General features: G+C 72.3%; 12 protein-coding genes. 7 read left to right on the top strand and 5 right to left on the bottom strand.

Annotated features, from left to right (window positions below):
* The first annotated feature begins 54 nt into the window (after positions 1-54).
* From AAHZ94_RS13675 to AAHZ94_RS13655, 5 genes are all read left to right on the top strand, one after another.
* Complete coding sequence (locus tag AAHZ94_RS13675) at positions 55-1,002, top strand: ATP-binding cassette domain-containing protein (protein ID WP_349993130.1); 948 nt, start codon at positions 55-57, stop codon at positions 1,000-1,002.
* Positions 1,003-1,306: 304 nt separating this feature from the next.
* Complete coding sequence (locus tag AAHZ94_RS13670) at positions 1,307-2,170, top strand: HalD/BesD family halogenase (RefSeq protein WP_349993128.1); 864 nt, start codon at positions 1,307-1,309, stop codon at positions 2,168-2,170.
* Positions 2,171-2,511: 341 nt separating this feature from the next.
* Positions 2,512-4,425, top strand: coding sequence for a choline/carnitine O-acyltransferase (locus AAHZ94_RS13665; protein WP_349993127.1), 1,914 nt, complete (start codon positions 2,512-2,514; stop codon positions 4,423-4,425).
* Between the two features lie 560 nt (positions 4,426-4,985).
* On the top strand, positions 4,986-7,184 hold the full coding sequence (locus tag AAHZ94_RS13660) for a glycosyltransferase family 4 protein (RefSeq protein ID WP_349993126.1): 2,199 nt from the start codon (positions 4,986-4,988) through the stop codon (positions 7,182-7,184).
* A gap of 145 nt (positions 7,185-7,329) precedes the next feature.
* Entirely contained in the window at positions 7,330-7,866 is a 537-nt protein-coding gene (locus tag AAHZ94_RS13655) for a toll/interleukin-1 receptor domain-containing protein (RefSeq protein ID WP_349993125.1), read from the top strand.
* A gap of 191 nt (positions 7,867-8,057) precedes the next feature.
* On the opposite strand, the gene glnA is transcribed toward AAHZ94_RS13655, so the two are convergent.
* Positions 8,058-9,467, bottom strand: coding sequence for a type I glutamate--ammonia ligase (gene glnA, locus AAHZ94_RS13650; protein ID WP_349993124.1), 1,410 nt, complete (start codon positions 9,465-9,467; stop codon positions 8,058-8,060).
* A gap of 267 nt (positions 9,468-9,734) precedes the next feature.
* Here glnA and AAHZ94_RS13645 point away from each other — a divergent pair, with 267 nt between their 5' ends.
* Positions 9,735-10,202 (top strand): RDD family protein, encoded by a 468-nt coding sequence (locus AAHZ94_RS13645; RefSeq protein ID WP_349993123.1) that lies wholly within the window; start codon positions 9,735-9,737, stop codon positions 10,200-10,202.
* Positions 10,203-10,640: 438 nt separating this feature from the next.
* Here the strand turns inward: AAHZ94_RS13645 and AAHZ94_RS13640 are convergent, their stop codons facing one another.
* The 4 genes from AAHZ94_RS13640 to lipB all read right to left on the bottom strand — a co-directional run bounded on the left by AAHZ94_RS13640 (position 10,641) and on the right by lipB (position 13,705).
* Positions 10,641-11,321: a DUF4191 domain-containing protein gene (locus tag AAHZ94_RS13640; protein ID WP_349993122.1), complete on the bottom strand. Its 681-nt coding sequence runs from the start codon at positions 11,319-11,321 to the stop codon at positions 10,641-10,643.
* Between the two features lie 10 nt (positions 11,322-11,331).
* Complete coding sequence (locus tag AAHZ94_RS13635; protein WP_349993129.1) at positions 11,332-11,541, bottom strand: SCO2195 family GlnR-regulated protein; 210 nt, start codon at positions 11,539-11,541, stop codon at positions 11,332-11,334.
* 212 nt (positions 11,542-11,753) lie between these two features.
* Entirely contained in the window at positions 11,754-12,704 is a 951-nt protein-coding gene (gene lipA / locus AAHZ94_RS13630; protein WP_349993121.1) for a lipoyl synthase, read from the bottom strand.
* 191 nt (positions 12,705-12,895) lie between these two features.
* Positions 12,896-13,705 carry a lipoyl(octanoyl) transferase LipB gene (gene lipB, locus AAHZ94_RS13625; protein ID WP_349993120.1) on the bottom strand — a complete coding sequence of 270 codons (810 nt, stop codon included), beginning with the start codon at positions 13,703-13,705 and terminating at the stop codon, positions 12,896-12,898.
* Between the two features lie 641 nt (positions 13,706-14,346).
* Between lipB and AAHZ94_RS13620 the strand changes: the two genes are divergently transcribed.
* The coding region (locus AAHZ94_RS13620; protein WP_502964665.1) for an NsdA family TPR-like regulatory protein at positions 14,347-14,882 on the top strand (536 nt) is incomplete at its 3' end.

The raw sequence follows: 14,882 nt of genomic DNA, 5'->3' as shown, positions 1-14,882 counted from the left end.
GGCCGCGGGCGATGGCGCGCGGCCGGGGCGGGCCGGACGATCGGGAGTGCAGCGATGATCAGGGCGTACGGGCTCACGAAGCGGTACGGGGAGCGGACCGTCGTACGGGACCTGACGTTCACCGTGCGGCCGGGCACGGTGACCGGGTTCCTCGGCCCCAACGGCGCGGGCAAGTCGACGACGATGCGGATGCTGCTCGGCCTCGACGCCCCCACCAGCGGCCGGGCCACCATCGGCGACCGCGCGTACGTCGCGCACCGTGCGCCGCTGTGCCAGGCCGGCGCGCTCCTTGAGGCGCGCTCGATCCCCCCCGGGCGCACGGCCCGCGCGCATCTGACGGGCCTCGCCCCCACGCACGGCATCCCGCGCCGCCAGGTCTCCGCCGTGATCGAGCGGGTGGGCCTAGGCGACGCGGCCGACCGGCGGGTCAAGGGGTTCAGCCTCGGCATGGGGCAGCGCCTGGGCATCGCCGCCGCGCTGCTCGCCGACCCGGCCACGGTCATCCTGGACGAGCCGGTCAACGGGCTCGACCCGGAGGGGGTGCTGTGGATTCGCAACCTGTTGAAGGCGCTCGCCGCCGAGGGCCGCACCGTCTTCGTCTCCTCACATCTGATGAGCGAGATGGCGCTGACCGCCGAGCATCTGATCATCATCGGCCGGGGGCGGCTGCTGGCCGACACCACCGTGCGGCAGTTCGTGCAGGACGCGGGGGTCGGGGAGGTCACGGTGGTCTCGCCGGAGGCGGACCGACTGCGCGCGCTGCTGGCCGGCCCCGGCGTCCGCGTCACCGCCCACGGCCCCGACACGCTGCGGGTCACCGGCGCCGACGGCCGCCACATCGGCGACACCGCCGCCGCCCACGCCCTGCCGATCCACGAACTCACCCCGCGCCGTGCCTCGTTGGAGGAGGCGTTCATGGAGCTCACGCGGGACGAGTCGGAGTACGCGGTGCGGCCGGGTGACGGGCCGGGCGCCGCCGGAGCGCAGGGGGCCTGCGCATGAGCGCCCCGACCGGCGGCCCCCGCGCCCCGCCCGGGGAGGCGGCCCCCGGCGGCGCGCCGGCCGACTTCCGGGTGACCTGGCCGCGCGTGGTCCGCGCGGAGTGGGCCAAGCTGTGGTCGCTGCGCTCGACCTGGTACGGGTTCGGCGCCACCGTGCTGGTCACCGCCGTGCTCGGCGCGGCGGTGGGCCGCCCCGGCCCCCCCGCCGGGGGCGCCGGGGGCGGGGGGCCCCGGGGGGGGGGCCGGGGCGGCCCCGGCGCCACCGCCGGCTCGACCCGGCCGCCCCCGTACCCCGAGAGGACCCCATGGGCACTGTGGAAGCGACGTCGCTCGACCAGGTGGTCAACACGGACCGGTACCCCCTCCTCGACCTCGCCGGCCCCGCCGGGCGCGCCGTGGTGGACCGCGCCCGGCGCGAACTGGCCACGCTCGGCTGCACCGTGCTGCGCGACTTCGTCCGCCCCGAACTCCGCGCGGCGCTGCGCCGGGAGGGCGCCGCACTGGCGCCGCTGGCCCACGTCGACGTCGAGACCGTCAACGTCTACAACATCGCCGTGGCCGACGACCTGCCGGTCGACCACCCGGCCCGTACGCCCTTCGAGCGCGGCAACGCCTTCGTCGCCCGCGACCGCATCCCCACATCGGCCCTGATCAGCCGGCTCTACACGCACCAGGCGTTCCAGCGCTTCCTCGCCGCGTGCTTCGAACTGCCCACCCTGTACGAACTCGCCGACCCGCTCTCCGGTCTGGTGCTCAACGTCGTTCCGCCGGGCCGCGGCCACCCGTGGCACTTCGACACCAACGAGTTCACCGTGAGCATGCTGACCCAGGCCCCGCAGGGCGGCGGCCTCTTCGCGTACTGCCCGCACCTCAGGTCCGTGGCGGACGAGAACTTCGACCAGGTCAGGGCCGTACTCGCCGGCCGCGCCGAACATCTCGTCCGCCGCCTCCCGCTCACCCCGGGTGATCTGCAACTCTTCCTCGGCCGCTATGCGCTGCACCGGGTCAGCCCGGTGCGCGGCCCGGGCGCCCGGCACTCCGCGATCTTCGCTTACAGCCAGCGCCCCGGCGTCGTCGGCAGCGTCGCGCGCCCCCGCCAACTCTTCGGCCGCGTGCTTCCCGTCCACCATGCGGCGGAGGCGGTCCGCGGCGACCGCCTGCTCGACTGACGGCGCCCCGCGCCTGCCCCCGTCTTCGCCCCGCCCTCGTCCTCCGTACGCCGCGACGCCGACCCCGCCCCGTACCCCTCAGCGGCGCCCCGCGGCGCCACTCCGCGGACACCCCATGCCACCCGCCACCCGCCGCAGCCCTTAGCCTCGACATCCCCGAACGGCTCGGGTGCCTCAACGTGCCGTCTGGAAAAGGAAGTTCAGCAACACGAGCCCACGTGCGCCCCTCCGCCCCCACGCGCCACAACCACCCATAAGTACCGCAACTGATCCCGAACCCTTCCCAAGCGCCCCCAAGCACCCCCGCCGCCCCCCCCGCTCCCAGTCAAAGAAAGGCGCCCATGCCCAGCAGCCAGCAGAACCCGGGCCCGACGGCCCCCGCCACCCCGCTCGGCGAGCCGTCCGCCGGCGCACCCGCCCAAGTGCCCACCTTCGCGCGCGCGGACGTCCTGCCGCGCGTCCCGCTGCCGACCCTGGAAGAGAGCTGCGAGCGGTTCATCGACTGGTGTGCGCCGCTGCTCACCGCCGAACAACTGGCCGCCACCCGGGCCGAGGTCGCGGCCTTCGCCGCCGCTGACGGGCCCGGCACGGTGCTGCACGGCGCGCTGGCCGACTACGACGCCACCGAGGGCGTCCATAGCTGGCTCGACACCTTCTGGCCCTACCGCTACCTCGGCCGCCGCGACCGGATCGCGCTCAACGCCAACTTCTTCTTCCTCTTCCAGGACGACGACCAGCCGCAGGTGGAACGGGCCGCCGGGCTGATCGCCGGGGCCCTGCACTACAAGCGGCTGCTCGACGCGGAACAGGTGCCTCCGCTCGTCCAGCGCGGCGTGCCACAGACGATGGAGCAGAACAAGTACCTGTTCTCCGCGACCCGCATCCCCGGCGCCGTCCAGGACACCGTGCGCGCCCCGTACACCGCTGACTGGCCGGGCCCCTCGCAGGCCAGGCACGTCGTGGTCTTCCACCGCGGCCACCCGTTCCGCCTCGACGTGCTCGGCCCCGACGGCACGCCGCACAGCCTGGCGGACCTGGCCGCTGGGCTCCGCGCGGTGCGCGAGATCGGCGCGGAACCGGCGGCCCCCGGCGCCTCGGTGGGCCACCTGACCACCATGGCCCGCGCGGAGTGGGCCGCCGCCCGGGCGGAACTGCTGGCCGCGCACCCGGACAACGCGGCGGCGCTGGACACGGTGGAGACCGCGCTGTTCTGCGTCTGCCTGGAGGACGTCGCCCCCGCCGACGCGCACCAGGCCGGCGACGAACTGCTCTTCGGCGACCGCGGGAACCGCTGGTTCGACAAGGCACTGTCGCTGATCGTCTTCGCCGACGGCCGGGCCGGCATCAACGTCGAACACTGCGAGCTGGACGGTACGACGATCCTCAGCTTCACCGACGCCCTGCTCGGCGCGCCGGCCGATGAGCACGCCCGCGGCGCCGGCGCCCGCACCCAGGGCGCGCCCGTACCGCACCGCGTCGAGTTCGCCGTCGACGCACCGCTGCGCGCCACGATCCGCGCGGCGGCGGACGCCTTCGCCGCGTACGGCGCGCACACCGCGACCCGCACCGTGGCCTTCGACGACTTCGGCTCCCGGACGGCCAAGGCGCTGCGCATCTCGCCGGACGCCTTCGTCCAACTCGCGTACCAACTGGCCCACCAGCGCGCCAAGGGCCACCTCGGCGCCACCTACGAGTCGATCGCCACCCGCCAGTACCGGCGCGGTCGCACCGAGGCGATGCGGGTGGTCACCCCGGAGATCCAGGCGTTCGTCACGGCGATGGAGGACCCTGCGGCCGGCGTCGACACCCGCCGGGCCGCGCTGCGCGCCGCCGCCGAGCGCCACGTGGCCCGCGCCAGGGAGTGCCAGGTGGGCCAGGCGCCCGAGCAGCACCTGTGGGAGCTCGAACTGATCCAGCGCCGCCGGGGCGCGCAACTCGGCGTGCACGAACAGCCCGCGCTCTACCGCAGCCCCGGCTGGGTGATCATGCGGGACGACTACCTGAGCACCAGTTCCGCCCCCTCCACCCACATCCAGTACTTCGGCTTCGGCTCCACCAGCAGCCGCTGCATCGGCGTCGCCTACGTTCTGCTCCCGGACCGCTTCCACGTCTACCTGAGCACCCCGCGCCCGGTGGCCGACCAGATGCACGCCTTCGCCACCGAACTGCGCCGGGCGGTGACCGAACTCCGCACCCTCCTGACGCCCACCACGGACGCCACGGACCAGCCCCCGGCGGCCCCCGCCACAAGCTGACGGGCCGGCCGCGGGCCCCGTACGAGACCGGTCTCGGGTCCGGTGCGGGGCTGGCCGCAGGCCCCGTACGAACTGGCCTGGGGCGTTACGCGCGCGTACGCGCGGAAGACGGCACGCCGCACCACGCGGCACACACACGGACCGGGTGACGCGCGCGTACGCGCGGAAGGGTTCAGGCCCGCCGCCGCACCTCACAGGCTCCGTACGGATGCGTAAACGCGCTCACACCCACCCGCGTACGCGCGCGAGGCGAGCCGCCGCCCACCCGGCCCCTGCGGGACGCCCCGCCCGGCAGGGGCCGTACGGATACCGCCCCGCCGGCCGCACGGACGGCCGCAAGGTGACGAGCGCACGAGCTGTGGGTTAATTTTGCTCCCGGAACACCTCCTATTCGATCATGCTCGTGCCCTTCGGCGGCTCGGAACCCAGACGGTTCGGGGCTCCGGCGGTGGTGGAACCCCGCGGTGGACGAAGGGCGTCCCCGGCCGGACGGGCCGGAGGTTCATCAGTTCACGACCCCGCGGGCGGGCCGTGGCGGCAGGAGCAGTGGGGTCTCACAGATGAAGATCGTTTTCCTGATCCACAATGCGTACGGCATCGGGGGGACCATCCGCTCCACGGTCAACCTCTCCGCCGCGCTCGCGGCCGGCCACGAGGTCGAGGTCGTCAGCGTGCACCGGGTCGCCGACGAACCACAGCTCTCCTACGGCCCCCGGGTGCGCCTGACCTCGCTGATCGACATGCGCGAGGACAGCCCCACGTACGAGGGCGAGCACGAGCTGACGAAGCAGCCCAACACGATGTTCCCGGACAAGGGCGTCGACTTCGGCCGGCTGCACTACACGGCCCTGCACGACCAGCGGATCGCCGACTTCCTGGCCGGTACCGACGCGGACGTGGTCATCGCGACCCGCCCCATCCTCAACGGCTACCTGGCCCGCTACGGCCAGCCCCACCAGGTGCGCATCGGCCAGGAACACCTCTCGCTCGACGCGCACAGCGACCAACTGCGCACCGACCAGAACGCCGCCCTGCGCGACCTGGACGCCTTCGTGACGGTTTCCGAGGCGGACGCCCAGCAGTACCGCACGGCCCTGCCCGACGTCACCACCACCATCCTGGCCATCCCCAACGGCGTCCCGCGGCCCGCGGTCGAGCCCGCCACGCTGGACTCCCGGGTGATCGTGTCGGCCGGCCGCCTGGTCGCCGTCAAGCGCTACGACCGGCTGATCAAGGCGTTCGCCGCGGTCGCCACCGACTACCCGGACTGGACGCTCCGGGTGTACGGGCGCGGCCCCGAGCGCGCCAAGCTGCGCCGCCTGATCGACAACCTGGGCCTGTACGACCGGATCTTCCTGATGGGCGCGGTGTCGCCGATCGAGACGGAGTGGGCGAAGGGCGCTCTGGCCGCGGTCTCCTCCGACATGGAGTCCTTCGGCATGACCATCGTGGAGGCCATGCACTGCGGCGTCCCCGTCATCGCCACCGACTGCCCGCACGGCCCCGCCGAGATCATCAGCCACGGCGCGGACGGGCTGCTCGTCCCCCTCGTCTCCGAGGGATCGGCCACCGACGGCGGCGTGAGCGCGTACGCCCAGGCCCTGCGGACGCTGCTGTCCGACGACGCGCTGCGCCGCAAGCTCGGTGAGGGCGCGCTGACCAAGGCCGCCACCTTCGCCCCCGAGGTCATCGCCCGCCGCTACGAGGAACTGTGCACCGGCCTCGCCCCGGACCGCGCCGGGACCCCGCGCGCCGGTCGCGCCGCCGCCCCCGCCGTCGGCCGGACGCCGGCCGACCAGAGCGCCGACCACTCGGCCGACCGCAAGGCCGCGCGCCCCGGTCTGCTCCGGCGGATGCGGGCCGCGCTCCGCGGCGACGAAGCGCCGGCGCAGGCCGCGGAACAGCCGGCCGCCGCCGCGCAGGCCGCTGCCGGTACGGCCGAAGCGCCGCGCCCCACCGCCCACGCCCGCTCCACCGCGGCCGGCGACATCACCGTCCGCCTGACCCACGTCCCCGCGGGCCCGCTCGACTTCGTCGCCCGGCTGCGCCGCGACCCCGAGCGCCGCGAGGTCCGCGTATCGGTCCCCGAGTCCGGCACCCCCGAGATCCTGCTCGGCCACCGCGACCACGTGCTGGCCGAGGGCCGCTGGGACTGCTACGTGGCGCCGCGCGGCACCGAGAAGCGCACCCGCCTCACCGCCACCCTCACCGAACAGGCCCGCCTCATCGGCGAGCCCCCCGCCCGCGCGGCCGACGCCCTCGCCCCCTGGATTCCCTACACCACCACGGACGGCTTCCTGGCCCTCCGTAGCTGGCACCGCGCCGCCCACGCGGAGGTCACCCAGGTGGCCGTCACCCAGGAAGCAGCCACCCTCACCGCCCGCGTCCTGGCCCCCGCGAACGTCCCCCTCACCGACGCCACGGTGCACGCAAAGGCCCGCGAAGGCGACGCGTACGACTTCACCGTCCCCGTCACCCCCCACCCCGACGGCCACTTCACCTTCGTCCTCCCCTACCGCGAGGCCCTCCAACGCCGCACCACAGAACACGACCTCTGGGACCTCACCGTCCACACCCCCACCACCCCACCCATTCCCCTGGGCCGCATCACGGGCGACGTAGTAGACCGCAAGAAGACCGACTACGCCCCCCCAGCCCTCCGCGAACACCCCACCCGCGGCACCACCCGCATCAAGCCGTTCTTCACGGTGAGCAACAACGTGGCGCTGAGTGCGCGGGATGAGGGGGAGGAGGAGTAGGACAGGAGGGCGCCGCCCCGCTCACGGCGCCTGCCGCGGGGCCGATGAGCGGGAGGAACCGATCCACCCGGCACGGCGCAGCGCATCGGTCCCCCGTGGGCGGATGGCGGCGCCGTGCAGCGGGGCGGGCCGGCAAGGGGGCGAAGTGGCGCTGGTCTTTCTCAACTACCGCCGGCAGGGCGGGGCCTATGCGGCGGCCCTGCTCGACGAACTGCTGATCGGACACTTCGGGCAAGGGCAGGTGTTCCGCGCCGCCCGGTCGATCGCCCCGGGGGCGGACTACGCGGAGGCCATCCTGGCGGCGGTGGCCGAGTGCGAGGTGATGCTCGCGATCATCGATGAGGGCTGGGCGGCGGAACCGGGCGCGTCCAGCGCGTCCGATGGCGGGGACAGTTGGGCTCTGCGTGAGATCGAAGAGGCGCTGAAACACCAGCGGAAGGTGGTCCCCGTGCTCCTCTCCGGAGTTCGCAGCGTCGCCGGCGACGGGTCGCCCGGGCTGCTGGACGAGATGTCGCGACGGCAGTACCTGAGGTTCGACTACCGAAACGTCCGACAGGACAGCGAGTTCATCGCCGAACAGTTGACGAGGGTCAGCCGGAAGATCCGGAACGCTCGACGCGGGCACGGCCGGTACGGAAACGCGATCGGCAGGGTGGCCGGATTCCCGCGCGCCAAGCGGTGACCCCAGGGAGCGTGTGGAACGGTCCGCGGCGCGGGCTCCCAGCGGTGTCAGCAGAGATCCGGCAGGAAGGCGTTCCGTAGCCGCCACCCAGCCAAAACAACAAGCGGCCGGGGCAGGAACCACAATCTTGGTTCCCGCCCCGGCCGCTCATCACCCCCGCGCGCCTCGGCGGGGAGCGCCGACCCCGCCCCTTACAGGTCGAAGTACAGCTCGAACTCGTGCGGGTGCGGGCGGAGCTGGATGGGGTCGATTTCGTTGGTGCGCTTGTAGTCGATCCAGGTTTCGATCAGGTCGGAGGTGAAGACGTCGCCCTGCTGGAGGTACTCGTTGTCCGCCTCCAGGGCCTCAAGGACGGCCGGCAGGGAGGTCGGGACCTGCGGGACGTTGGCGTGCTCGTCGGGGGCGAGCTCGTAGAGGTCCTTGTCGATCGGCTCGGCCGGCTCGATCTTGTTCTTCACGCCGTCCAGGCCGGCGAGGAGGAGCGCGGCGAAGGCCAGGTACGGGTTGGACGAGGGGTCCGGGGCGCGGAACTCGACGCGCTTGGCCTTCGGGTTCGAGCCGGTGATCGGGATGCGCATGGCGGCGGAGCGGTTGCGCTGCGAGTAGACCATGTTCACCGGGGCCTCGAAGCCGGGCACCAGGCGGTGGTACGAGTTCACCGTCGGGTTGGTGAAGGCCAGCAGCGACGGCGCGTGCTTGAGGATGCCGCCGATGTAGTAGCGGGCGGTGTCCGAGAGGCCCGCGTAGCCCTGCTCGTCGTAGAAGAGGGGCTCGCCGCCGGACCACAGCGACTGGTGGACGTGCATGCCGGAGCCGTTGTCGCCGAAGATCGGCTTGGGCATGAAGGTGGCGGTCTTGCCGTTGCGCCAGGCGACGTTCTTCACGATGTACTTGAAGAGCATCAGGTCATCCGCCGCGGCCAGCAGCGTGTTGAACTTGTAGTTGATCTCGGCCTGACCGGCGGTGCCCACCTCGTGGTGCTGGCGCTCGACCTGGAGGCCGGCCTTCTCCAGCTCCAGGGAGATCTCTGCACGCAGGTCGGCGAAGTGGTCCACCGGCGGGGCCGGGAAGTAGCCGCCCTTGTAGCGCACCTTGTAGCCGCGGTTGTTCTCCACCGCACCGGTGTTCCAGGCGCCGGCCTCGGAGTCGATGTGGTAGAAGGACTCGTTCGCCGCGGTGTTGAAGCGCACGTTGTCGAAGACGTAGAACTCGGCCTCGGGGCCGAAGAACGCGGTGTCCGCGATGCCGGTGGAGGCCAGGTACGTCTCGGCCTTCTTGGCGATGTTGCGCGGGTCGCGGCTGTACTGCTCGCCCGTGATCGGGTCGTGGATGAAGAAGTTGATGTTGAGCGTCTTGTCCCGGCGGAACGGGTCGAGGCGCGCCGTGCTCAGGTCCGCGCGCAGCGCCATGTCCGACTCGTGAATCGCCTGGAAACCGCGGATCGAGGACCCGTCGAAGGCCAGCTCTTCGGAGGGGTCGAACGCCGTCGCCGGGATCGTGAAGTGCTGCATCACGCCAGGCAGGTCGCAGAAGCGGACGTCCACGAACTTGACGTCCTCGTCCGCGATGAACTTCTTGGCGTCGTCGCCGTTCTGGAACACCAAATCCTCCTAGCCCGGCCCGGAGCGGTCGGGGTTGCTTCGATCGCGCTGACCTGTGCGGTCTGAATCTGTACGGTGCTGCGCTGAACCCGACCATAGGTAGCCGGGATTTCCCGAGCATGACCCATTTGTTTCGCTGAGGTTAACCGGCGCGCGGGGCCGGAATGCCTGCTACTCCGAGGGTGCCGCGTGCCCGCCGACCGCGCCATCGGGCCGTTGGCCGACCCGCAAGGACCGGTTGTCAGACCCGCGCAGTACCTTGGTGGGGTGGATAACAGGCAAGTACTCGGATCGTGGCTCTCCGGACCGCGTGCGACGGCCGAGCAGATGGGCGTCGACTTCGGCTACCGGGGTGAACGGCTGGGGCTGCCCCGCGAGGGCCGGGGCGCCATCGCGCCGCCCGGCCGACGCATGCTCGCCCTGCTCGTCGACTGGGCACTGTGCATGCTCATCGCGTACGCCCTGCTGGCCGATCGGAACGCGACCTCGGCGGGGAACTGGGCCCTGCCGGTCTTCCTTGTGATGTCGGCGCTGACCGTGGGCACGCTCGGCTGCACCCCGGGCAAGATGCTGCTCCGCATCCGCGTGGTCGGCATCGACGGCAACCGCCTCTCCCTGCCGCGCACGCTGCTGCGCTGCGTGCTGCTGGGCGTGGTCATCCCCGCCGTCATCTGGGACCGCGACTCCCGCGGCCTCCACGACCGCATAGCGGGCGCCGTCCAGATCCGCATCTGACTCCGCCCCCGTCCGCGCCGTCGTTGCGGCAGGGGCTGCCGATGGCGTCCGTCGGCCGCGTGCGACGGCCCCTTCCCGCGGCCCTCCCGACGCCCGGCCCGCGGGGGCGCGCCCGAGGTCTGCGTAACCCCGCGTACCTCCGCGTGCTGCCCGGGTACGGAATCGGCGTGAATCCGCGTACGCCGTCCACGTACGGTCCGCGGCGCTGACGTGTGGCTGGCCGGCTGGCTTGGCGTTGGCTGGCTGCGCGCGCGTACGTACACGTACGTGAAGGCGTAGGCGTACAGGACACCCACCATGCAGCCAGGGCCCGGCGCAGCGCCAACGCATGAGCCCGCGGCAGGTCAACGCGCGAGAGGGGTGGCCCGGACCTGTCGGTCCTGGTCACCCCTCTTGAGGTCGCGCCGCGGGGCTCGCCCGGGTCGGCCGGGAGCCGGTTCAGCGGCCCTTCGGCATGCGGATGTTCTTGGGCATCGGGCCCTTGGGGATCGGCATGTTCTTCATCAGGTCGCCGAGGGCCCTGAGCCGGTCGTTGACCACGGTCACCTGCGCGCCGGGCAGCACGCGCGGCAGCTTCAGCAGCTTGGTCCGCAGCTTGCTGATCGGGACCTCGCCCTCGCCGTCGCCGACCATCACGTCGTGCACCGGCACGTCGGCCACGATGCGCGCCATCTTCTTCTTCTCGGCAGCGAGCATGGAGCGCAGCCGGTTCGGGTTGCCCTCCGCCACCAGCACGATGCCGGCCTTGCCGACGGCCCGGTGGATGACGTCCTGGTTGCGGTTCATCGCCACGGCCGGGGTCACCGACCAGCCACGCCCGACGTTCTCCAGGACCGCAGCCGCCGCGCCCGGCTGGCCCTCCATCTGCCCGAAGGCCGCCCGCTCCGCCCGTCGGCCGAAGATGATGGCCATCGCGAGGAAGGCCAGCACGAAGCCCAAGATGCCAAGCAGGATCGGATGGTCGATCCACAGACCGATCGCGAGGAAGACACCGAACGTGATGATGCCCACAGCCGCGACGACAAAGCCGACCTTCGAGTCGACCTTCTTGGTCATCTTGTAGGTCAGGGCGATCTGTTTCAGCCGCCCGGGGTTCTCGGATGTTTCCTTCCTCGCCATGTACGGCAGTTTACGTCGCCTGTGGCGTGCGGGTAGCCACGGCCTCCATCAGGTGTTCGGCCTCGCGCCGGTCCTTGGCGCGGCGCCGGTCCGCGAGGACCGCCGTCCAGGCGTTGCGCCGGGCGGTGCGCTGCCCGGGGCCCAGCAGCAGGCCCTCGACCGCCCGCAGGGTCGCGGCGATGGACGGGCGAAATGGCGGGCGTACGGACACGGCGAGCATGGTGGTGGTCTCCTCGGGGCGCGTGGTGTCCACGGATGCGTGCTGCTCCGCTACGGTCGCTCTTCGGTGTTAGCAGCGGGTTTCGGCCCGGTCAAACCGCGGAGAACGCCGATGCGGCCCGTACGGGCGCGTGGAAGTCGCAGGTCGTACGGGCCGCACGGGGGAGAGCCGAAGCGGCGGGCGGCCGGGCCGGGCGGGCCGCGGCGGCTCGGTCAGGCGGTCTGGGCCGGCACCGCGGCGTTACGCCGTTCGACGGCCTGCTGGTACAGCCGGCCCGCGCGGTAGGAGGAGCGGACCAGCGGGCCCGACATGACGCCGGCGTAGCCGATGGCGTCGGCCTCGTCCTTCAGCTCGACGAACTCGTGCGGCTTGACCCAGCGCTCGACCGGGTGGTGCCGCGGCGTGGGCCGCAGGTACTGGGTGATGGTGATCAGCTCGCAGCCCGCCTCGTACAGGTCGCGCAGGGCCTGGCTGACCTCGGCGCGCTCCTCGCCCATGCCCAGGATCAGGTTGGACTTGGTGACCAGACCGGCCTCGCGGGCCTTGGTGATCACTTCGAGGGAGCGCTCGTAACGGAAGCCGGGGCGGATGCGGCGGAAGATCCGCGGCACCGTCTCGACGTTGTGGGCCAGCACCTCGGGGCGGGAGGAGAAGACCTCGGCGAGCTGCTCGGGCACCGCGTTGAAGTCGGGGATCAGCAGCTCGACGCCGGTGTCCGGCATCGCCGCGTGGATCTGGCGGACGGTCTCCGCGTACAGCCAGGCGCCGCCGTCCTCCAGGTCGTCGCGGGCGACGCCGGTGATGGTGGCGTAGCGCAGCTCCATCTGCTGGACGGACTCGGCGACCCGGCGGGGCTCGTCGCGGTCGAGCTCCTGCGGCTTGCCGGTGTCGATCTGGCAGAAGTCACAGCGCCGCGTGCACTGGTCGCCGCCGATGAGGAACGTCGCCTCGCGGTCCTCCCAGCACTCGAAGATGTTGGGACAGCCAGCCTCCTGGCACACCGTGTGCAGGCCCTCGGTCTTCACCAGTTTCTGCAACTGGTTGTACTCGGGACCCATCTTCGCCCGGGTCTTGATCCACTCGGGCTTGCGCTCGATGGGGGTCTGGCTGTTCCGGACCTCCAGGCGCAGCATTTTGCGTCCATCGGGTGCGACTGCGGACACGTCCGGCACTCCACTTCGCTTGGCGCGGCTTTCGAATCTTCGGCGAACACCAGGGTACGCCCGTACAACACGTGCTCTTCTGTCGAGACCAACCCGTGAGCTGCGGGGTGCATTCCGCTCGCGCGGAATGGGCGCGGAATGGCTCGCGCGGAACGACGGGGCGGCGCCCCAGCCATCCGGCAGCTATCCGGCTACACGGCGCGGGGCAGCGGCAGGCTTTCGTCCAGCACGGCGGTCAGGTGCCGCTCGATCAGCGGCAGCACCTCGGCCACCGACACGTCCCGACCGAGTTCGTGGGAGAGCGAGGTCACACCGGCGTCCCGGATGCCGCACGGCACGATGCGGTCGAACGAGGTGTTGTCCGGGTTGCAGTTCAGTGAGAAGCCGTGCATGGTCACGCCCTTGGCGATGCGCACGCCGATCGCCGCCAGCTTGCGGTCCTCGCGGCGCTGGCCCGCGTTGGACGGGGCGTACTCGGGGCCGTTCAGCCGGGCGTCGAACTCGTCGTCGGTCAGCCGCGGGTCGAGGTCCAGGCTCAGCCCGCCGATGGCCGGGCGCTGCTCGACGGGGTCGCCGAGCACCCACACCCCGCTGCGGCCCTCGATCCGGGTGGTCTCAAGACCCAGCTCCGCACAGGTGCGCAAGAGGGCCTCTTCGAGCCGGCGCACGTGGGCGATCACGTCCACCGGGCGCGGCAGCTTGAGGATGGGGTAGCCGACGAGCTGGCCGGGGCCGTGCCAGGTGATCTTGCCGCCGCGGTCCACGTCCACCACCGGGGTGCCGTCCAGCGGGCGCTCACTGTCCTCGGTGCGCCGCCCCGCCGTGTACACCGCGGGGTGTTCGAGCAGCAGGCAGGTGTCGGGGATCTCGTCGGCGAAGCGGGCCGCGTGCACCTGGCGCTGCTGCTGCCACGCCTCCTGGTACTCGACGGCCTCTGCACCGAAGCCCAGGTGGACGAAGCGCAGCTCGCTCTGATCTCCGCTTGGCTGGGGAACCCCCATGGCAGCTCCTTCGAACACATTCGCAACCGTTGCGCCTCAGTCACTGTACGGCGGTGGCCGGGGCAGCCGGCACGCGGCCGTCCCGGCGCCGTGCCCGGCTGCGCCCCACTGCGCCGGGCGCCGGGGCGCAGCGGCCGTTTCGCCGCAGGTCGGGCGGTGGAAGGGGAGACGGAAGCGGGCCCGGTACGGGGGTTCGCACCGGTCAGGGGCCGCTAGAGGAGTGCCACCACACGACGGCAGTGGTGGCCAAGGGGCTGCCAAGGGGCGGGGGAGAGCGCGACGAGGGGCACGGCGGGGGCACGGGCGTGCGAAGGGCGCGGCGAGCCGGTGCGCGGACGGTGGCAGGGGCGAGATCGAGCCGTGCCGGGAGCCGGCCGCGACGGGGGCGCGGGCGTGCCGCGCCGGAGGCCCGACGGAGGCCGGCGCAAGGCCGGGCCGAAGCCTGAGGTGGGCGGCGCGCGCCCACAGGGACCCGCGCGGGCCTGCAAGGGAGCAGGTCGGACGGCACATGGGCGTTACGTATCTCATCGCTTCTCACACGATCGGATGAATGTGGGGCGAAGGTGGCGAGGAGGGCACTGTCAACCGCTAAATTCACGCCGTTCCACAGAGCGATGCGATCCAGGGAGACCGGCAGGCTGATGACGGAACGACCCCCGCAGCACACCCCTAACCGTCAGCTCGCCGCGCTCATTTCCGAAGCCGGTTTCTCGCACGCCGGCCTCGCCCGGCGCGTGGACCAGCTGGGGCTTGAGCACGGCCTTGACCTGCGATACGACAAGACGTCGGTGACGCGCTGGCTGCGCGGGCAGCAGCCGCGCGGCACGACCCCGGCACTGATCGCCGAGGTCTTCACCCGGCGCCTCGGCAGACGACTGTCCGCCCAAGACCTCGGCCTCGACGCATGTGCCCCCGTCTACGCCGGGCTGGAGTTCGCCTCCTCGCCCGAGGAGGCGGTGGACATCGTCAGCGGGCTGTGGCGGAAGGACTCGGGCAGCCACAGCGAACTACGGAAGATCGCCTTCACCCCGGCCGGCCTCGTGGTCCCCAGTCGGGACTGGCTGATCGGACGGGCCGACGAGCGCGTGGCGCGCGGCATCCCCGTCACCGCACGCCCCGCCCCGGGCGGCGCGGAGCCCCCGGGCCGCGTGGCCCCCGGCGGTGTCCGGCCGGGTGG

The organism is Streptomyces sp. HSW2009, from assembly GCF_040240285.1.
Lineage (GTDB): Bacteria > Actinomycetota > Actinomycetes > Streptomycetales > Streptomycetaceae > Streptomyces.
This window is presented reverse-complemented; position numbering and strand designations above follow the sequence as displayed.